Genomic DNA, 18,657 nt, shown 5'->3' on the forward strand with positions numbered 1-18,657 from the left:
TCGTCCCCAAGCCAGAGTAACGCCATCACCTCGAACACTGACAGGAGTTGTCTCATTCCGCGGCATTCGGCCCAACAGAGCGCTGATGAGGATCGGCCCCCGCTGAGCCGACCGCCGAACCCGAGCGGTGAGCCGGGCCTCAACCTCAGCCCTATGCTGCGGCGATGGGCATGTAGTGGCGTATGGGTCCTCGGCGTGCGGGCAGTTCGTCTCCAACAGCCATGCCGAGGTGCGGATAGAGCACCTGGACCTCGTCGGGGTCGAGCGGATGGTCAGCAAGGGGCAGCGCGACCTTTCCGGTTCCGCTCGGTTCCTCAATCCAGTCGGCGTCGGCGTCGACGGACCAGATTCGGCAGACCACTCCGCCGGCAACCACGATGAGCAGGCGCAGGGTCGGCCTTCGGGCCGGAGATACGCTCCAGTACCGGCTGTCCGCTTCCCGCTGGACGGCGTCGGTCTGGCCGGTCTCACCGTAGAGGTGGCCGTCTGAGCCGATTCCGTGCTTGTCGTTCGAACGGTAGATCACCAGCGCATAGTCGGGCCGCGGGTGACCGGCGGTGGTTGGGACCGGGATGGATCTCTCTGCTGCCATCGGGGACTCCTCTTTCTGCTCGGCGCCGCTGGCAGCGGCGACCGGCGGATCGTTGTGGGTGTGCGGGAAGGTGTCGCTGAGCCGGGTGGTCAGTTGCTTTCTGTCCAGGTCCTGTCGAACCAGGCGAGGAAGGCCACGACTCCGCCGACCTTGGCGATCCGGTCGTGAATGGCTCTTTGGTCGTGTCCGGCGATGAAGCTGCGGCCCGAGGGGGTCTGGCTGCCACATCCGCAGGCGCAGAGCGTCCTGTCGAATGGGGAGTCGATGTACTGGACGGGATTTTGGCTCTTGCCCACCGGGGCGTGGCTGCCTACGTACTTGTCGTACACCGGGTCGCCGGGCTTGAGGATGGTGCCGTTGATGGTGCGGCGGCCGTCGGGGTCGGCGGCCGTGATGCTGTCGATCCGGACGGCCAGGACGACGATGCCCTTGGCGGTGAACAGCGCGTGGCGCTCGCGGTCGGCGCGGGCGCCGAGCCGCCATCGGCCCCGGCCCGCCTCGTAGACCTCCTCGTCGGTCAGTCCCGGGCGCCAGCCGGCAAACGACTTCCCGTACTCGTCCGCCGGGAACGTGCGGTAGGTGCCGAGTGCGATGGTGAGCATGGCCAAGCCCTCTGTTCTCCAGCCCGGCAATACTTTGAAGCCCGGGATTGAGAGATACGATAGAGGGGTGTGGCGTCAACTTGCAATCCAGGAATTCAGAGTATGCCGTCGCGTGGCCCGGCGAAGGTGTGCCGGGTGCCGGCCCACCGCACGACGCCCCGTGATCAATGGAGGCTGATCGAGGAGGGCTCGGCGTCCGGCTGCGCGGGCATGGCACGGGTGGATCTCATCTGATGCCGACTGGCGTGTGGCGTCGGCGATCCCGCTAGGGTTCACGTCTCGTCCACAATTGCTCTTGGCGGGGGTCTTGTTCGTGTCGCGGATTGCTGCTCGTCGTGCTTCGGACCCGGCTCGGATCGGGCGCTTCCGGGTGGTTGGGGTGCTGGGTGCGGGTGGGATGGGCACCGTGTACGCCGCGGTGGGGGAGCGGGGCGAGCGGGTAGCGGTGAAGGCCGTGCACGCCGGGCAGGCGGCGGATGACCAGTTCCGGGCCCGGTTCCGGCGCGAGGTGCAGGTTCTGCGGCGGGTGTCGGGTCCGTGTCTGGTGCCGCTGCTGGAGGCCGATCCCGAGGCGGACATCCCGTGGCTGGCGACGGCCTACGTACCCGGCTTGACGCTCGGAGAGCACACGGCGGTGTACGGGCCGCTGGCCGGGATCCAGCTGCACCTGTTCGCCTCGGGGACGGCCGGGGCGCTCGCGGCCGTGCACGTCGCCGGGGTGGTCCACCGCGACCTGAAGCCCGCGAATGTGATCCTGGCCCCGGACGGGCCGCGGGTGCTGGACTTCGGTATCGCCCACGTCGCTGACGGCACCGCGGTGACCCGTACCGGCATGCTGACCGGGACCCCGGGCTGGCTGAGCCCGGAGTATTACCGTGATGGCACCGCCGGGCCGTCCGGGGATGTCTTTGCCTGGGGTGTGCTGCTCGCCTTCGCGGCTACCGGCCGCCACCCCTTCGGCATCGGCAATGCCGAGGCCGTCGCCTTCCGCGTCCTGAGCGCCGAGCCGGACCTCGACGGTGTCCCCGACGACATGCTCAGCCTGGTGACAGCATGCCTCGCCAAAGACCCCGGCCATCGGCCGTCGTCCGTCCTCGTGGCGCACAAGACCGCCGCGCTGCTCGGTGAGCAGGCGACCCAGGTCCTCGGGGATGTCCGCGACCGGCCGACCGAGGTCCCGAACCTGATCGCAGAGCAGTGGCACCCCCCGACCGTCGAAGACCCGGCCTGGCCAGCTTCCACGATACGCCCTCCCTACCGGCGCGCCCGGCTCATCGTCGTCGCGGCCGCCGTGTTCGCCGCGGCCGCCACAGGGACGTGGTTCGCGTTGGCCCCGGGCCACGCCTCAGCGCGCGCCACCCACTCCCCGCAGCCGGCCGCGGCCCGCTCCAGTGCTGGCGCCACACCGGCTGCGACCACGTCACCTCTCGCCCGTTCCGCCGTCAGCGAGTCACAGACCCCGACCGCCGCGGCGTCGTCCGCGCCGACGCAGACCCAGGTGGTCACCCTCAGCCCCTGGTCCCCAGGCGGCACCCCGGCAACCGGCATCACCATCACCGACCGGGCCAGCGGCTCCTGCTTCGGCACCGCCGAATCCACCATGCGCACGGACGCCTGGCGCTGCACCGCCGGCGACCGGATCCTCGACCCCTGTTTCTCCCCGGACTCCGATCCCTCGGACACCAGCGCGCTGTGCCTGGACGGAGCCCCCGACCGCATGGTCGAACTGTCGGTCCCCGAGGGCTTTCCCGGCAACAACGACCACATGCCGGGCGGACCCGACATCGAACCGATCATCCTCGTCCTGGCCAACGGCGCCCGCTGTACGTTCGCCGGTGGCGGCACCGCAACGCTGGCGGGACAGCGCCTGAACTACGGCTGCGACAACGGCGGCTACCTGTACGGCTACCCGAACAAGACATCCGCCGCGTGGACCATCTCCTACGCCGCCCCCGGTAGCGGAGCCAGCGTCTCCACGCCGATCAGCACCGTCTACCAATAGCGCGCTGACGGCCGCGCCGCGGAAGCGGCGGATGGTCGGATCGGCCACCGCCACGACCGCTGCCGCCGCAGCCGAAACCGCGGAAAGCTCGGTGGCCGGGGCGGCGATCGAGTTCTACATGTAGTAGGCGTAGCGGGTGGCGATCCGGGCGTCGGCGGGGACGTGTTTGAGGATGGAGCCGACTCGGTAGGCGGTGCGCAGGGTGAGGGGGTCGCGTTCGTCGAGTTGGGCGTTGTTCCAGTTCATCTTGGTCAGGGCGAGGATGTCGGTGCTGGCGGACAGCAGATCCGTGCCGTGCGTCGCGGGCCGGATCAGCAACGGCTGGGGGACGTACAGGCCGGGGTAGGTCCGGAAGTAGGGCACTGAGCCGCGGGTGTACAGGAGCAGGGAACGCGGGTCCAGTTGGACGCTGGTGCCGCGCAGCGGTGGGAGCTGTCCGGTGCGGTACAGGCGCGGGGCGCCGCGCCGCTGGATCCACAGCAGGTCGACATGGTCGATGTCGCGCATGTCGGCGGCCTCGTGGAAGCCGTCGGTCTCGCTGGTGGTGAAGTTCGAGGTCTTGTGGACGACGATGCGTGCGGGCTGGTGGCCGTGGGTGGTGCGGTACTCGGCCAGGGCGTCCAGCAGTAGCTGCCGGGCGTCGGGGAGCGTCAGGTGGGGCTGGCGGTCGGTCTTGGAGATCTGTGCGGTGCCGCCGCGGACGACGACGCCGTCGCCGCGTTCGTTGAACACCTGGGCGACGGCGGTGTGCAGCTCGTTTCCGTTCGTGCTGCGGTAGAAGCTGACGCCGACGTAGCAGGTGGCCAGGTCGGAGCTGTGGCGCTGCATGCGCCAGGGGGTTCCGCCGGCCTTGTAGTACAGGGCGGTGTGCAGGTTCCAGGCCCGGGTGGCCTCGTCCTGCAGAGGGCGGACGGTCTGCCCGTTGGTCCTGCTGGGGATCCCGGTCCAGGTCTCCTTGCGCATCAGCTGCAGGGGAGCGGACAGCGTGAGCGCGGTGGCCTTGAGCAGGTCGTGGAAGTCGCCTCCGGTCTCTCGCTCCTCCTGCTCCTCGAAGTGCTCGCCTGTGGGCTCCTCCGACGGTGGGTGGTCTTCGCGGTCCTGGAGTTCTTCCGGGCGGGCGCAGATCACGACGCGGCAGCGTCCGGTCTCGGCCAGGGTCCGGGCGGCGTCGGCGTAGAGATCGACTGCGTCCTTGGTGGCGGAGGCTGTGTCGGCGCGGGCCAGGCGGCGCAGTTGGCGTTCGGGGATCTCGCGGACGAGGGCGTCGTCGAAGACGAGTTCGGCGCCGAATGGGGAGTCGGTGCTGAAGCCGGGGAACGGCTGGTGCAGGTTCTCCTGGCCGGGTTTGGTGTCCTTGGCCTCGATGTGGTTCTGGCAGCGCTGGAGCCAGTTTCGGATGCCGTCGACCGCAGGGGTGGGGCCGACCAGGGCGATGGGGATTTGGTGTGGTCCGGTGGGGGAGTCGGCGTCGGCGGGGCCGTACACGCTGATGCCGTAGCGGGGATCGATGTGGCGGTTTCCGGCGCGGAACTCCAGTTCCGGCTCGTGCAGCACTGGTGCTTTCATTGCGGCAGCTCCCACAGTCCCTCGGCCAGCCCGTTCACGCTCGGTTTCGACGCTGGTTCTTGCGGGATCCAGACGCTTTCGTCGATGGCGGCGTCGCAGTCGAGCGTGAGGAGCTGACTGAATCGGATGCGCTCATCGCGGCTTCTGAACAGGGTGTCGTCGCCTTGCAAGTAGTCGGCCCAGGCGCGTACGAGCTGGTAGACGGCGTTGTTTCGTTCGAGTCGCTTGATTTTCTGGACGTACTCGGCGTCGTACAGGGAGTCGCGGTGGCCGTCGATGGTGAAGTGGTAGGTGGGGTTGATCTCCAGGTACCACTGTTCGCTCCAGCGGCGGAAGTACAGGCTGGCAGCGTAGTGACGGCAGAAGCTGATCTTGGTTGTGTCGTCCTTGCCGAAGTACGGGGTGAAGAAGGTGCGCCCGCGGCTGCCGCGGTAGCGTCCTTTGATTTTTCGGCTGGATCGGTCCGGTGGGGCCTGCATGTAGACGATCTTCTTCGTGGGATGCCAGACCAGCTCGGGATGGTGGGCGGAGCGAAGGGTGAAGTTCAACAGGGAAACGAAGCGGCGTTGCAGGTCAGGGTCCTCGGTGGTCGCCCAGTTCTGTGTGGGGATGGAGGTGACCGGCCCGTCGCAGAGCACGGCGAGCGGGCCCTCGTCCAGTCGGCACAGCGAGTAGATCCGTCCGGCGGCCAGGACGAAGCCCCTCGTTCGAGCGCATCCGCTCCCAGGCATCACCGCGGTCACGGCACGGCGTGGACGCCTCGTAGATGAGCGGGGCGAAGCCCTCAATCGTGAGGAGGTTCGAGACGAGCTGTTCGCTTCCTTCGAGCCGTGGCAGCGGCTCTCCGGCAGGCACGCCCAGGGCCGACAGACGGCTGAAGGCATCGAGGTCGAAGCGGTCTGCGGCCTTGTCGAACTGAACGACGCGCCGTGCCTTGCGTTCAGGGTCGGCGAACCAGGTATCGACGCGCTTCCACCACGCCTGCTGGACACGCAGGTCCACGCAGATGAGCACGACCGCACGGCCCAGCCGAAGCCAGTAAGCGATGTGGTCGGCCTTGCAGGTGAATTTGAATCCGGTCGCGGTCTCGCCCCGAAACCCGACCTCTGTGCCCTTCACCTGGGCCAGGACAGCGACACCGGTGACTTCCCGGTCGGCGTCCACGAACTCGATCTGACCGTCGATGGCGAAGTCACGTTTGGTGTCGTTCCACACATGGCTGGCGTCGGAGACGGCCTTGTCGACGAATGCCTCGCCCCGGAACCCAGCCCGCTGCTGGACGCTGCGCTGCGGCATCCGATCAGTGCTCCGAGAAGGACACCAGAGTGCCCGTCGTAGCCCGGCCGGATCTGGGAGGCCGAGGCCGCGCGTTGTTGTCCCACCCCATGGAGTGATCCTCCTCCTTCACGCGTGGTCCACGTCAACTCAGGATAGGAGGGACCACTGACAACGACCGGTGCACGCATGGGGGAGGAGACTCGGAGGCTGGGCACCTGGACATTTCGAGGGCTTCACTGACTTCGCCCAAAGTGCAGGACATCGCGGGCCGGCCGAGTGACTACTGTTCTTCTGTCTTGGGCGTGGTGAGGTCGGGAGGGTAACCCTTGGCGCGAAGGAATGTGTCGAGAGCTATGGCGACGATGTCGCCGTGCTGAACACCGTGGTCCGCGTGGTACCGGCGGATGCGCCGCTGCAGTTGGAGAGCGTCGGGGACGGCGTAGTTGATCTGCCCACGACTGATATGGCGGCCATTGATGACGTCCAATGTATCCGGATGAGGCGCCAACGGGTCGTCGGTCAGGTCAGATTGCGCGTCGAGAGCGTCAGCCAGTTCACGCAGCTGACGGGCGTGGCGCGAGAGATCGGGCACGGGCTGCTCCAGTCCGGCCCACTAGTCGACTAGCCAGCCGCCTAGTCGACTAGTGGAATAGTTGGTGGGACGGGTGTCCGCGAACGAGACAAGCGTTCGCGGACACCCTGGGAGATGAACGCGGCATCAGAAGCCGCGTGCGGTCAGCCATTCGTCCAGAGCGACCGAGACGATGTCGCTGATGGGCAGATGGTCGAGTTCGTTGTCCAGCGCGAAGCGCTTGATCCGCTTCTTGAGCTTCAGCGCCGCGGGGACCGACGAGTCGAGACTCTCGCGTGTGATGATGCGCTGGTTGAGGATCACGGCCGTTTCGGGGATGTCCTTGGGACGGCCAGGACCGTGAGCCCACGGCGTTCCCTCGCTGGGGGCTGCCTCCGGTTGCACGTACTGCTCCTGGTGAGATCCCGGACCATCGGTCCTCACCGGGAACGCGGTACCTCCTGCGACTGGAGCAGCCGCCGGTCGGACCGCCACCTCGGCGGCCGGGGGCACATCAGGAACTGCGGACGTGATGTGGGACAGGCCGTGTCGCACAGCGGGTTCGCTCGGCTGCGCCGGCCGCACCGCAGGAGCTGCAGGTTCGTAGGCCGGGACCACAGGCGGCACCTGCCGCTCCACCGGCTCCCCACCAGCCCCCGCCTCGGGGGCGACGACGTCCGGGCGAACCGGCTGACTGGCGGTCGGCTCCGGCACGGAGCCGCTTGGCGCCTCGGTAGTCGGCTGGGCGGAGATCTGTGTGACTTCGGGTACCGCTTCGGTTCTGCCCTGTGCCGACGCCTCGGTGGGAACGGTGGAAGGTGCGTGCTGGGCCTGCGCCTCGCTGGCAGCGGGATGGCCTTCGTCCTGGGTGGCGGCCTGTTCGGCGGCGTACTGCTCGGGGGTGAGCTCGGCGGCCGGCGGCGGGGGCGGCGGGGTCGTCTTCCTGGCTCCGCCCAGGGTGCGGCCGCCCGTGCGGCGGGCCGGGGGCTTCATGCGTTCGGTCATGCTGCGGTCAGCTCCTTCATCAGCTCGGCGTACTCGCTCAGCTCGGTCGGGATCTCACCGAAGGCCTCCATGTAGTGCACCCAGGAGTGGATGGTGGTCTCGGCGAGCGGGAACGCCTCGTCGCGGTCCGGGCCGATGCCCTCGCCCTCGGCGGGGTAGAGGAGCTGGTCCTTTGCCCGGCTGGGCAGGCTGGTGCGGTCGTCGGCCTTGACCATCACGACGTGGGCGGTGACGCCCTGCTCGTTGCGGGCGGCGGCGCGCTCGGCCTCGTCGAAGGTGGCCACGAGCTTGCGGCGCTCGATCTTGGTGGGGGCGACCGGGACGAGCAGCAGGTTCGCCTCGGTGACAGCCTCGTGGAAGATGCGGGCGCTGCCGCCGCCGGCGTCGACCACGATCGCGCCGAACTCGGCGCGCTTGGTCCGGATGTACTCGGCGATGTCGTCGAACGGGTACCGCTCGACAACCAGGTTCTCGGGAATCTCGAAGCCGGCGGCCTGGGCGACCTTGAACCAGTCGTAGGCGGACTGGCTGGTCGCGTCGGCGTCCAGCAGCAGCGTGGGCAGGCCGAGGACGACGGCGTAGTAGAGGGCGATGAACCAGGCGGAGGTGGTCTTGCCGGTGCCGCCTTTGAGCATGCCGACGACGATCACGAACGCGTCCCAGACGTGTTCTGTGGCTGTGGCCAGGGTCTTGTGGCGGGTGTTCTCGTTCACGTGTGCTTGATCTCCTGAAAGGGGAAGGGGTGATGTCTCGTGCGGTGCTGATCGGTAGGTGCGTCGGCGTGCGGACAGGGGAGGTGCCCGCGCGCCGTGGCTGCTGTCGGGATGGCTTTCGGACAGGTGGCGCAGCTGAGGAATGCGGTGGGCGGAGCGATGGAGAGTTCCATCGGGTGTGCTCATGGCCGTTGCCCCTCACCGCAAGTGGGACCGTGGTTGTGTTGGGGCCGCATGCGGGTGCCTGCCTGGTGCAGGAGCCGGTAGACGGTGGCGACGGAGTAGGTGTGCTCCGTGGCGAGTTCCGGCACCGTGGCTCCGGCCTCGTACCGGGCGCGCAGGGACAGCGCGAGCTTGTGCCGTTCGGCGGCCCGGGCTGCGGCACGTATCCGCAGCGTCTGTTGGGTGGTGCGTACGGTGCCGCCGGCTTCGATCAGCAGGCGCCGGGCACTGCGCCTCGTCTCTCCCGCGGCTGCGGCGAGTTCGGTGAGGGTCGCGCCGTGCTGCTCGTACAGGGTGCGCAGGTGGGCCGCGAGGCGCCGGCGGGCTTGTGGGTTCTGCCGCATCCGGCGTGTCTGCCAGGAGGTGCGCATGACGGTTCCGGCGTCGTGTAGCCGGTTGAGGACGGTGCCGTAGGACAGGCCGCTGGCGGCGACGAGTTCGTCGACCGTGGCACCGGACTCGTACTGCTCGCGCAGGACTTGGGGCGTCACCGCCTCGCTCGCGTCAGAGGTGGCCGGGGGTTCTGGGTTCATGCGACGGACTCCCATTCGCTGAGGGCTTCGGCATGGGCAGCGGCCAGCTCGTCGTAACTACGCTGGTCGGATGGGGTGATGAGGATCAGGCGGCCGTCGGTGGCGACCCGCCAGTCAGCGGCCGGACGACCGGTGAGCGGATCGAGGACGCGTCCGTCGGCGGTGTGCCACGTAGGCGGGATCTCGTCGGGTCGCGGCGTTGGGACGAGGACTGGGTGGCCGTCGCGGACGATGACGAGAGCCCTGCTGCGGTGTTCCGCAAGCCGGTCCAGTGCCTGCTGGTAGGCCGCCCGCTCGGCCGTGTGCAGGGCCTTGCGCTGGGCCGCGAGGCCGCTGGTGCCGTGTTGCTCGGCGATGTGGTCCCAGCCCTGTGCCGGCGCTGCGGTGTGGCCGGTGTCCGTGTGCGGGAGGCTGGTCCCGAAGCCTTCCAGAGCGCGTGGCGCGAGGGTCCAGGTCTCTCCGGTGTGCTGGACGAGGCCGTGGTCGGCGAGGCGTTTGAGGGTCCGGTAGGTGGTGGCGCGGGAGACCGAGGACGTACTGACGAGCTCGGCAACGCTCTGGTGGGGGTGCTGGTGCAGGGCGCTGATGACCATGAGGGCGGCGCTGCCAAGGCCGTGGTGGGCGAAGGCGTCGTGGCCCATCAGACGTGCGAGGACGGTGGAGTCGATGTCGGCCGTCGGGGCCGTCTCAGGGGTGGTCCACTCCCCAAGTGCGGGGTCGGGGGGGAACTGAGTGGACCGGAAACGAGACAGCAGAGCCGGGCCACCGCGACCGGAGATATCGCCGTCGCTCAGGTACCAGGTCGAGCCCTCCCGGCCGTGGCCCACCCGCAGACGCCGCAGCCAGCCTCCCGGCTTCAGGGCTGCCTCGTAGACGGCCCGCAGCGTCGTGCGGGAGATCCCGGCTTCCTCCGCGGTCTGCCGCTCACTGGCGTGGTGCAGGAGTCCGCCCGCAATCTCGGCGAAGTTCAGGTGCGCCCGCAGCACCCGCAGCGCCGTCCGGCCCCGCTCCCCGCGCCAGGGCGTGGTTTCGATGCGGTCGCGCAGTGCGGCGAGGACCTCGTACGCGTCGTGCCGGGAGCTCAGCGCGATGGTGGTGCTGACCGTCTTGGAAGCGCTGGCCCAGACCCGGCCGATGTAGTCCAGGGCGCGCGCCTGCCCGGAACGCAGCGCGATGTGCCGGGTGTGCCGTCCGCCTTCGTGGTCGGGGTGCAGCAGGAACTGCGTGAGCTGGTCGACGGTGCCGCCGGCGCGGGCGACGTGGCAGGCGATGGCCGCGGTGATCCGGTGTCCGTGCTCGGCCGCGCCCTGGCGGTCCCCGCGCAGGACCACGCTCCGACGGTCGGAGGAGAGTCGGCTGTAACTGCCGGTGGCGTAGCGGCCGGTGAGGTCTCCGAGCAGAATGAGATCGGTCGCGGCCGACGGGAGTTGGGCTTGGTCGACAATGCCGCGGAATTCGGTGAAGTTGCGTTGAGAGGGGGCGTGATGAGTGCTGTCTGTCACGGTGGGGTCGTCTCGCAAAGACGTGGACGCCATCCAGGCCCGCTAAAACCACGGGTGGTGTCCGGAACCGTCCTCCGTCCGTGCCAGCGAGATCCCCAGGATGGCCGTCCTGGAGGACCTCGTAAGCCTGGCCCCGAGCGGAGGCAGGCGTCCCCATCGCAGCTCGACCGAGGTCGAAACAGAGCGCCGCCAGAGTCGCCCACCCGTGATCCACACCGGCCAACTCGGGTCCGCCAAAGGCCAGTTATCGAGGCTGATGCCTCTGACTGCCTCTGAGTGACCCGGGTCGAACCGGGGTCGAATCAGAGCGATTTGCTCTGACTGCCTCCGAACGCCTCTGCAACCCGTCCTAGCAGGTCACAGCCTCATCGCCTCGCATAAGCGCAGGTCAGAAAGATGCGCTAGCTGTACCACTGGTTCCTGGCAAAAGCGGTGATGTGCGGCATGGCAGTTCCCGTCCCTGTCGGCGGGGCGTCCTCGCCCCGCGTGCCGTGGTTGGAATCAGGGTCGTGAGGCTTGCATCGGCTCGGCAAGACGGCTTCTGCCAGGCGGAAGAACTTCTGTAAAGAGGCTGGTCAGAGCTCTGTTCTGTCAGCCCCTAGTCGCCAGAGTGGAGTGCCGCGTGGTGCGGCCATTCGGTTCGTGCTCGGGGGAGCCGGAGAGGGCGACGGCGAGTGCGACTACTCACCGCGTGGCGTTAATCGCCCAAAAATGTCTACTTAGTTTCAATTGCGAGGCTCCTCTGTCGGCGGATGCTCGGTACAGCGGCAAGAATCAGCATCACTGCAGGTCAACTACGGTTCGTTTTGGATTCTGGGGCCCTCGGGTCGAATCCGGGTCGAATCCGCACCCTTTCAGGCTGTTGAGCGTGTTGCCGCTGGTCAGGATGGTGTGAAGTCACGCGCTGGATCGCATCGGGGATGGGGGCGGCGCGGCTAGCAGTCAGACCGACGAGCCGCTGAACAGATGCTGAGTGGCTGTAGTCGGCTGCCAAAGGGAGGCAACTCACCAGCAGATTCTTCGCTGCAGGTGGTGCACGCCTTTCGCGATCATGTCCTGCGGAAACAAGTTCAGGCGGGGCGGTTGATGCGCGACGGCCCGGGGCTGGCGGTTCCTGGCCGAGACCGACCTGCCGGGCGTCAGGGGCCATCCAGGAGATGCGCGGAAGGCCGACTACGGGGGCGAGGCCCCACCGCCTCGCGCGGCAGCCGGCGCTCTCCTGACATCCTGTACACCTCGAACTTCTCGTGCCATGAGGTCAGTTGCCCTTCTTGGAAGAGTCGTGCTCGGAGTAGTGGTGGAAGCCGCGCCCGGACTTCCGGCCCAGCAGTCCGGCCTCCACCATCCGCAGCAGCAGGGGCGGCGGGGCGTGCAACGGGTCCTTGAAGTCCGCGTACATCGCCTCGGCGATGGCGGTGAGGGTGTCCAGGCCGATCAGGTCGGCCAGGCTCAGCGGGCCCATCGGGTGGGCGCAGCCGAGGACCATGCCGGTGTCGATGTCCTCCGCGCAGGCGTGGCCGGACTCCAGCATCCGGATCGCGGAGAGCAGGTAGGGCACGAGCAGGGCGTTGACCACGAAGCCGGCCCGGTCCTGGGCGCGGATCACCTTCTTGGCCAGGACCCGGGTGACGAACTCCTCTGCCCTGCTCTGTGTTTGGGGGGCCGTCAGCAAGGACGGCACGATCTCCACGAGCTCCAGCACCGGCACCGGGTTGAAGAAGTGCACGCCGATCACCTGGTGCGGGCGGGCGGTGGCCATGCCCAGTTTCATGATGGGCAGGGAGGAGGTGTTCGACGCGAGCAGCGCATCCTCCCGGACGACGATCCGGTCGAGCTCGGCGAACAGCTCGGCCTTCACCTTCTCGTCCTCCGTCGCCGCCTCCACCACCAGGTCCCGGTCGGCCAGGTCCGTCAGGTCGGTCGAGACCCGCACCCGGCCGAGCGCTGCGTCACGGTCCGCCCCGGAGAGCTTGCCGCGCCGTACGCCGCGGTCGAGCGAGGCGGTGATCCGGGCCCGGCCGGCCTCGGCCGCACCCGGGTTCACCTCGTGCACGACGACGTCCAGGCCGGCCCGGGCGCAGACCTCGGCGATCCCCGCACCCATCAGACCGCAGCCGACGACCCCGACCCCGCGGATGTCCGCACCCGGCCCGGCGCTCACCGGAACGCCGCCTGGCGAAGGTGAGGATGCCGCTGATGATGAGGAGCCGCCTGACGGCGGGGGTGAGCGGAAACCTCGGGTCCATACCCTCAGCTTAGGAACGGGAATCGGGGAGTGGGTCGGCCGCAGAGCCGAGGTGAGCCGGGGTGGGTGTCGGCCGAATGGCCGACAGTCCCGTGCCCACTCGGGCCCCACGGCTGACGCCGCGGGCCGCGGGCCACGGTACGACGAAAGCATGGTGATCACGGCGAGCGGCACTTCATCAGAGGCCGAGCTGCCGATCACCATCCGTGCCGACAGAGAGTTCGTCATCCCCTCATGGCCACTTTCCTGCACCGCATCGGTCGGGCCGCTTTCAAGCGGCACTGGCTGACGCTGCTCCTTTGGGTCGTCGTCCTTGGCGCCGTAGGTGCGGCCGCGGCGAACAGCTCCGAGAGCGCGACCTCCTCCTTCACGCTTCCGGGTACGGAGGCCCAGCGCGCCAACGACCTGCTGGGCGAGAAGTTCCCCACCGCGAACGTCGAAGGCGCCACCGCCCGCGTGGTCCTGCGGGCCCCTGACGGGGAGAAGATCACCAGCAGCGCTCACAAGGCTGACATAGCCGCGATCCTTGAGGGTCTGCGGGATTCGTCCTCCGGTGTCGCGTCGGTCGGTGATCCGTTCGTGGGCGGCACCGTCAGCGAGGACGGCACGACGGCATACGTGCCGGTCGTCTACAAGGCCGCGGCCACCGAGCTGACCGACGGCGATCACGAGCGCTTCGAACGTGCGCTGGAGGACGGCCGGGATGCCGGGCTCGTCGTGGAAGCCTCGGGGAGCGCGCTCGCTCCCGCAGAGTCGGGCGTCTCCGCGGAGGCCGTCGGCTTCGCCCTTGCGGCCGTCATCCTGCTCATGACGCTCGGCTCACTCGTGGCAGCGGGGTTGCCGCTGGTGACGGCCCTGGTGGGAGTGGCCGTGAACACGAGTGCGATCACCGCGGTGAGCGCTGCCTTCGACCTGAACAGCAGCACGTCCACCCTCGCCTCCATGCTCGGCATCGCGGTCGGCATCGACTACGCCTTGTTCATCGTGTCCCGCTACCGCGCCGAACGTGCAGCGGGCCATGGCCCGCGAGAGGCCGCCGGGCGGGCCAACGGGACTGCGGGGTCCGCCGTCGTCTTCGCAGGTCTGACAGTGATGATCGCCCTGGTCGGCCTGGCCGTGGTCGACCTGCCCGTCCTCACGGCCATGGGTATGGCCGCTGCCGGGGCCGTCGCCGTCCTGATCTCGGTCACCCTGGTGCCGGCGATGCTGGGCTTCGCTCCGGAACGCTCCCGCGGGCGTACTCGGGCACGCATGTCGGCCGACGCCCCGGACCGGGCGCGGTCCCCGCGCAACAAACGTGGCAAGGTTTCGCTCGGCGAGCGCTGGGCGGCCTTGATCCTGCGCCGCCCGGTGAGGGTGATGGTCGCGGCTGTCGCTGCTCTGATCGTGATCGCGCTGCCGGCCTCTAGGCTGGAACTCGGGTTGCCGGACGATGGCTCCCAGTCGACTTCCAGTACCCAGCGCAAGGCTTACGACATGCTGTCGGAGTCCTTCGGCCTCGGAGTAGGCAGCTGGCCTGCCGCTTGAACGGACAGGTCGTGGTATTTCCTTGTCCTCGGCGGAACTTGGAAGTGATCACGGCGGCGGGTCTGTCCAGTTGACCGTACAGACCCCTTTGGCGCCCTGGTGGTCCGGTGCTATGCCGTACCGGACCAGCCCGAACGGCGTCGGCAGCGAGTCGAAGACTGCGATCTCGATGTCCGGCTGCCCCTTGCGCAGAGCCGGGGCCGCGTAACACCCGCTGGGGTCGGCGCCGACGACCGCGACCCGGAACGGGATCGCGTGCGCTGTTTGTGCCGGTGTTTTCATGGCTGCCTCGGTTGCTGCGGAAGTGTTCGACAGGTGCGATGAACGGTTAACTAACTAACGATCGTAAGTATAGGAGAGTGGTGCCGACCCCGGTCGGGCGAGACGTGTGATTGCCTGTTCGAGGTCGGCTGGCCGCCGTCAGAGGGAGGTCGTCACAGTTCCTGGCGACCGATGCGCTGGTAGATCTCGGGGCGTCGGCGACGCAGAATGCGCGCGTGGGCCATCCCGAGAAGGAACAGGGCGAATGTGAAGAACAGGAAGAACGAGGTGAGGAAGCCGGAGCCGCCCAGCAGGTCCGAGTAGTTCGCCACCGCGAGGTACGCGACCACGCCGATCCCGGCGGCCGACAGGAGTGGTGCCACCGCTGTCTTCCACGCGGGCTGGGAGGACGGGTTGCGGCGGAAGTAGAAGAACACCGCCACACTGGCAGCGAACAGGAGGAGCAGGATCGCGAAGGATCCGATGCCGGAGGCACGCGCGTACAGGACGTTCGGGTCGCTGCCCAGCGCCACGAACAGCACCACGCCGATCGCCCACAGCGCACCGATGATGGACGCGGCCGCGTAGGGCGAGCCGTGCTTGGGGTGCACCTTGCCCAGCGCCGTCGGCACCACACCGTCGGTACCGAGGGAGTACATGTACCGCGCCGTGACGTTGTGGATGGACAGCATCGACGCCAGGATCGAGGTCATCAGCAGGACGGTGACGATGTCCACCACGGTCTTGCCGACCAGCGCGGTCAGCGCGTCGGTGAACATCCCGCCGGTGTTGGCCGTGGCGGCCGCCTGCGCCTTGTCGGCGCCGGTGAAGGCGATGTAGGCCCACGCGGCCAGGGCGTAGAAGACGCCGATGCCCGCCACGGACAGGTAGGTGGCCCGCGGGATGGTCTTGTCGGGGTCCTTGACCTCCTCGCGGAAGATCACGGTTGCCTCGAAACCGAAGAAGTTGCCGACCACGAACAGGAGGGCGACACCGATGTTGGGGTCGGTGACCCACGGCAGGCTGAGCGAAGCACCTCCCGCGCCGGACGGGGCGCCGTGCGCGAACGACGCGACGTCGAAGATGATGACGACGATGACCTCGAGCACCATGACCGCGGTCAGCACCTTCGCCGAGAGGTCGATGCGCCGGTAGGCGAGAGCGGTGGTCACCGCGACGATCGCCAGCGCGTACCAGCCCCAGCCGATGTGGGGACCGCCGAGGTTCTTCTCCACGTAGCTCTGGATGGTGATGGCGAAGAACGGCGGAGCGAAGAACCCGATCATGAAGTAGCCGAACGTCGCCAGGAACGCGCCGCCCAGACCGGCCGAGCGGCCGAGGCCCTGTGTCACGAAGGCGTAGAAGCCGCCGGGGTTCGGAACGGTACGGCCCATCACGGTGAAGCCCGCACAGAAGGCCAGGAGTATGACCGTGGCCACGATGTAGATCGCCGGCCCGGTCTTGCCGCCGAACATCAGCAGCACCGGGATGAACCCGGCCACCGTGGTCAGCGGCGCGGAGAACGCGAGCACACTCATGGCGAGCTCGCCGACGCCCATGTTGCCCTGCAGATGCCGCGGCTGGTCCACGACCTCCGCCCTTCGTCTTTCACCACTCACAGTGGGGACCTGCTCGTGTCGTGCCATGAGTTTCTCTTCCTGGTGAGGCCCACCGAGCTACCGCGGGGCCGGTTGGGTGTAGGTGTCGCCTCCCCGTGTGATGCCGTCCTGTTCAGGTACGGGCTCACCGCGTGGAGCTCGCTGCGCCGGAACCGATGCCCGCGCAGACGTTCGGGAGTGGGGGGAGGTGGCCGCGGCAGGATGCCGGTCCGGTCAGGTGACCAGATCCGACAGCGGCCTGCCCGTCAGCGCCTGCCGGGCGCGCAGCACGACGGCCTCCTGGAGCGCGTCCATCGCCAGGTCGGACCGCCACGCGACGTGCGGGGTCATCACCAGGTTCGGCACACCGCGCAGTACGTGATCCACCGGCAGCGGCTCGGTCGTGAAGGTGTCCAGGCCCGCACCCGCCAGATGGCCGGACCGCAGCGCGTCCGCCAGCGCGGCCTCGTCGACGAGTCCTCCGCGCGAGACGTTGACGATGACCGAGCGTGGTCGCATACGCCGGATGACCTCGGCCGACACAAGGTTTCGGGTCTCGGCCGACAGCGGCAGGTGCAGCGACACCACGTCGGAGTGTTCGAGCAGCTCCCTCAGCGGCGCGGCCGGTACCGAGTCGAAGGTCGCGAACGGGTCGTGGGCGCGCACGTTCGTGCCCAGGGCGGCATACCACCGGGCGACCTGGCGGCCGATCCGGCCCATGCCCACGACCGCGACGTCCAGCTGTGAGAACCGCGGCGTGTCCATCCCGACGCTGCCCGCCCACCGGCCGGCCTCGATGGCCGACTGCCCCGCCGGGATGCGCCGCGCCAGCAGCAGCCCCATGGTGAGCGCGTGCGACGCGACCTCCTCGGTCGCCGCACCCGGCACGATCGCGACCGGCACACCCTTCGTCCGGGCGGCCGGCACGTCGATGTTGTCGTAGCCGATGCCGTACCGCACCACGGCGATGCACTTCTTCATCGCGGCGAAGTCCTGGGCCTCCACGGGCGCGTACGGGGTCACCATGACCACGGTCGCTTCCGGGATCGACGCACGGAACGCCTTCCGGTCCGGCGCCACCACGAAGTCCAGCCCGAATTCCTCGGCCAGCGCCCGCTCCCGCTCCAGGCTCGGGTATTGCTGAGGACCGACGAGGAGCAAACCACCGGAACGACCGGTGCCGACCGGGATTTCGGTGCTGCTTGCAAGAGACATTTCAACAGCCGCCTAAATCTGTTCGCGGGGAAAGTGAAATGAAACGTAAGGACCGCCGAACTGTCAGTCAACGGGTCCCGGGCCATGGGATCGGAATACGTCCGAACTGGAAACGGTGTGTTGTCGGAACCGGATTAATCTCGCTGCCCCGAGACTCTAGCTAACTAACGAACGTTAGCATATGGTAGGTGTCGAGCATCACAAGCGGAGGTGTACGACCGTGAACGTGCGACAACTTCAGGCATTCCTCGCGGTCGCCGAACACCTGCACTTCGGCCGTGCCGCGGAGCAGCTCTTCATGGCCCAGGCACCCCTGAGTCGAACCATCCAGGCCCTCGAGAGCGAGCTCGGCAGCCGCCTGTTCGAGCGCAACACCCGCTCGGTCTCCCTCACTCCCTCCGGCAAAGCCCTCATAGGGCCGGCCCGCGAGGTACTCGATGCGGTCGCAGTCGCCGAGGCCGCGGTCAGTGCCGCTGTCTCCGGTGAGTCAGGCACCGTCCGGGTCGAGTTCTGCGGCGTCGCGGCGCATCCACTGGTGGCCGCCCTCTCCCGCGGCATGCGCGCCGACCACCCCGGCATCCGCCTCGATCTGACCTCACAGACCGTCTCCAGGCCGACGATCCGGCGCCTGCTGGACGCAGAGGTGGACGTCGGACTCGGCCGCTTCGACAACCTGCCCCCCGGCCTCGACAGCGAGGTCCTGATCAACGACTCGCTCGTGGTCGCGGTGCCCCGGACCCACCGGCTCGCCGGCTCCCAGGTCGTCTCCTTCCAGGACGTGGCCGCCGAGCCGTTCGTCTCTCTGCCCTACGCCACCGGATCGGTCACCACCGACCGACTGTGGCGCCTCGGCTACGCCCACGGCACCGGCGGCATCAACAACGTCCAGTGGGCCCCCGACACCTCCTCCTGTCTGGCGCTGGTCGGGGCCGAGGTCGGCTGCCATCTCGCCCTGCGATCCGTCTCCCGCTCGACGGCCAATCCCAACGTCGTCTTCGTCCCGCTCACCCGACGCGAATGCGAACTCGTACCCGACGTCCACCTGCGCGCGGCGTGGCGATCCGCGTCCGCCGACCCACCCGTCGAAGCCGCACTCGGACACCTGCGCCGCTACCTGCAGCGTGAACGCGCGTCCGCCGTCGCCTGAAACACTCTCGTCGCCGCATTGATCATTTCAGTTCCGGAAACAATCGTCCGCCACCTTCGCATCAGTTCCATCTGGCGA

17 protein-coding genes are annotated in these 18,657 nt (G+C 68.4%); 3 read left to right on the top strand and 14 right to left on the bottom strand.

What is annotated here, in order from left to right; genetic code table 11:
* Nucleotides 1–151: 151 nt before the first annotated feature.
* Nucleotides 152–592: a hypothetical protein gene (locus ACFZDK_RS34055; RefSeq protein WP_390977814.1), complete on the bottom strand. Its 441-nt coding sequence runs from the start codon at nucleotides 590–592 to the stop codon at nucleotides 152–154.
* A gap of 89 nt (nucleotides 593–681) precedes the next feature.
* Entirely contained in the window at nucleotides 682–1,194 is a 513-nt protein-coding gene (locus ACFZDK_RS34060; RefSeq protein WP_390977816.1) for a hypothetical protein, read from the bottom strand.
* Between the two features lie 313 nt (nucleotides 1,195–1,507).
* Between ACFZDK_RS34060 and ACFZDK_RS34065 the strand changes: the two genes are divergently transcribed.
* A complete protein-coding gene (locus ACFZDK_RS34065; RefSeq protein WP_390977818.1) occupies nucleotides 1,508–3,196 on the top strand; it encodes a protein kinase in 1,689 nt (562 codons plus the stop codon).
* A gap of 114 nt (nucleotides 3,197–3,310) precedes the next feature.
* On the opposite strand, the gene ACFZDK_RS34070 is transcribed toward ACFZDK_RS34065, so the two are convergent.
* The 9 genes from ACFZDK_RS34070 to ACFZDK_RS34110 form a co-directional block, all read right to left on the bottom strand.
* Nucleotides 3,311–4,762, bottom strand: a complete 1,452-nt coding sequence (locus tag ACFZDK_RS34070) for a hypothetical protein (protein ID WP_390977820.1) — start codon at nucleotides 4,760–4,762, stop codon at nucleotides 3,311–3,313.
* Nucleotides 4,759–5,310: a hypothetical protein gene (locus tag ACFZDK_RS34075; RefSeq protein ID WP_390977822.1), complete on the bottom strand. Its 552-nt coding sequence runs from the start codon at nucleotides 5,308–5,310 to the stop codon at nucleotides 4,759–4,761. The genes ACFZDK_RS34070 and ACFZDK_RS34075 overlap by 4 nt, the downstream gene beginning before the upstream one ends.
* Nucleotides 5,311–5,335: 25 nt before the next feature.
* Nucleotides 5,336–6,058 (bottom strand): DUF4365 domain-containing protein, encoded by a 723-nt coding sequence (locus tag ACFZDK_RS34080; protein WP_390977824.1) that lies wholly within the window; start codon nucleotides 6,056–6,058, stop codon nucleotides 5,336–5,338.
* Between the two features lie 262 nt (nucleotides 6,059–6,320).
* Nucleotides 6,321–6,632, bottom strand: a complete 312-nt coding sequence (locus ACFZDK_RS34085; protein WP_390977826.1) for a hypothetical protein — start codon at nucleotides 6,630–6,632, stop codon at nucleotides 6,321–6,323.
* 126 nt (nucleotides 6,633–6,758) lie between these two features.
* The gene (locus ACFZDK_RS34090; protein WP_390977828.1) at nucleotides 6,759–7,616 is read right to left on the bottom strand and encodes a hypothetical protein; all 858 of its coding nucleotides are present in this window, start codon (nucleotides 7,614–7,616) and stop codon (nucleotides 6,759–6,761) included.
* The gene (locus ACFZDK_RS34095; RefSeq protein ID WP_390977830.1) at nucleotides 7,613–8,329 is read right to left on the bottom strand and encodes a ParA family protein; all 717 of its coding nucleotides are present in this window, start codon (nucleotides 8,327–8,329) and stop codon (nucleotides 7,613–7,615) included. Before ACFZDK_RS34095 ends, ACFZDK_RS34090 begins: the two co-directional genes overlap by 4 nt.
* A 182-nt stretch (nucleotides 8,330–8,511) precedes the next feature.
* Nucleotides 8,512–9,084 (bottom strand): helix-turn-helix domain-containing protein, encoded by a 573-nt coding sequence (locus ACFZDK_RS34100; protein WP_390977832.1) that lies wholly within the window; start codon nucleotides 9,082–9,084, stop codon nucleotides 8,512–8,514.
* Nucleotides 9,081–10,586, bottom strand: a complete 1,506-nt coding sequence (locus tag ACFZDK_RS34105; protein ID WP_390977834.1) for a MarR family transcriptional regulator — start codon at nucleotides 10,584–10,586, stop codon at nucleotides 9,081–9,083. The genes ACFZDK_RS34100 and ACFZDK_RS34105 overlap by 4 nt, the downstream gene beginning before the upstream one ends.
* Nucleotides 10,587–11,844: 1,258 nt before the next feature.
* Nucleotides 11,845–12,690: a 3-hydroxybutyryl-CoA dehydrogenase gene (locus ACFZDK_RS34110; protein WP_390978080.1), complete on the bottom strand. Its 846-nt coding sequence runs from the start codon at nucleotides 12,688–12,690 to the stop codon at nucleotides 11,845–11,847.
* 375 nt (nucleotides 12,691–13,065) lie between these two features.
* On the opposite strand from ACFZDK_RS34110, the gene ACFZDK_RS34115 reads away from it, so the two are divergent.
* Nucleotides 13,066–14,358: an MMPL family transporter gene (locus ACFZDK_RS34115; RefSeq protein WP_390977836.1), complete on the top strand. Its 1,293-nt coding sequence runs from the start codon at nucleotides 13,066–13,068 to the stop codon at nucleotides 14,356–14,358.
* A gap of 48 nt (nucleotides 14,359–14,406) precedes the next feature.
* Here ACFZDK_RS34115 and ACFZDK_RS34120 read toward each other — a convergent pair whose 3' ends face one another.
* The 3 genes from ACFZDK_RS34120 to ACFZDK_RS34130 form a co-directional block, all read right to left on the bottom strand.
* Entirely contained in the window at nucleotides 14,407–14,640 is a 234-nt protein-coding gene (locus tag ACFZDK_RS34120; RefSeq protein ID WP_390977838.1) for an NAD(P)-binding protein, read from the bottom strand.
* 152 nt (nucleotides 14,641–14,792) lie between these two features.
* The gene (locus ACFZDK_RS34125; protein WP_390977840.1) at nucleotides 14,793–16,208 is read right to left on the bottom strand and encodes an amino acid permease; all 1,416 of its coding nucleotides are present in this window, start codon (nucleotides 16,206–16,208) and stop codon (nucleotides 14,793–14,795) included.
* Between the two features lie 243 nt (nucleotides 16,209–16,451).
* Nucleotides 16,452–17,432, bottom strand: a complete 981-nt coding sequence (locus ACFZDK_RS34130; RefSeq protein ID WP_390977842.1) for an NAD(P)-dependent oxidoreductase — start codon at nucleotides 17,430–17,432, stop codon at nucleotides 16,452–16,454.
* A 220-nt stretch (nucleotides 17,433–17,652) separates the two neighbouring features.
* Between ACFZDK_RS34130 and ACFZDK_RS34135 the strand changes: the two genes are divergently transcribed.
* Nucleotides 17,653–18,579, top strand: coding sequence for a LysR substrate-binding domain-containing protein (locus ACFZDK_RS34135; RefSeq protein WP_390977844.1), 927 nt, complete (start codon nucleotides 17,653–17,655; stop codon nucleotides 18,577–18,579).
* Nucleotides 18,580–18,657: the final 78 nt, after the last annotated feature.

The sequence above is a fragment of the Streptomyces sp. NPDC007901 genome (assembly GCF_042959465.1).
Taxonomy (GTDB): Bacteria; Actinomycetota; Actinomycetes; order Streptomycetales; family Streptomycetaceae; genus Streptomyces.

What these genes read in the sequence shown, in the direction of transcription:
- ACFZDK_RS34110 (WP_390978080.1), bottom strand. Translation starts at nt 12,690, where the DNA reads ATGGGTGCGGGGATCGCCGAGGTCTGCGCCCGGGCCGGCCTGGACGTC.
- ACFZDK_RS34070 (WP_390977820.1), bottom strand. Translation starts at nt 4,762, where the DNA reads ATGAAAGCACCAGTGCTGCACGAGCCGGAACTGGAGTTCCGCGCCGGA.
- ACFZDK_RS34120 (WP_390977838.1), bottom strand. Translation starts at nt 14,640, where the DNA reads ATGAAAACACCGGCACAAACAGCGCACGCGATCCCGTTCCGGGTCGCG.
- ACFZDK_RS34100 (WP_390977832.1), bottom strand. Translation starts at nt 9,084, where the DNA reads ATGAACCCAGAACCCCCGGCCACCTCTGACGCGAGCGAGGCGGTGACG.
- ACFZDK_RS34080 (WP_390977824.1), bottom strand. Translation starts at nt 6,058, where the DNA reads ATGCCGCAGCGCAGCGTCCAGCAGCGGGCTGGGTTCCGGGGCGAGGCA.
- ACFZDK_RS34055 (WP_390977814.1), bottom strand. Translation starts at nt 592, where the DNA reads ATGGCAGCAGAGAGATCCATCCCGGTCCCAACCACCGCCGGTCACCCG.
- ACFZDK_RS34115 (WP_390977836.1), top strand. Translation starts at nt 13,066, where the DNA reads ATGGCCACTTTCCTGCACCGCATCGGTCGGGCCGCTTTCAAGCGGCAC.
- ACFZDK_RS34130 (WP_390977842.1), bottom strand. Translation starts at nt 17,432, where the DNA reads ATGTCTCTTGCAAGCAGCACCGAAATCCCGGTCGGCACCGGTCGTTCC.
- ACFZDK_RS34090 (WP_390977828.1), bottom strand. Translation starts at nt 7,616, where the DNA reads ATGACCGAACGCATGAAGCCCCCGGCCCGCCGCACGGGCGGCCGCACC.
- ACFZDK_RS34060 (WP_390977816.1), bottom strand. Translation starts at nt 1,194, where the DNA reads ATGCTCACCATCGCACTCGGCACCTACCGCACGTTCCCGGCGGACGAG.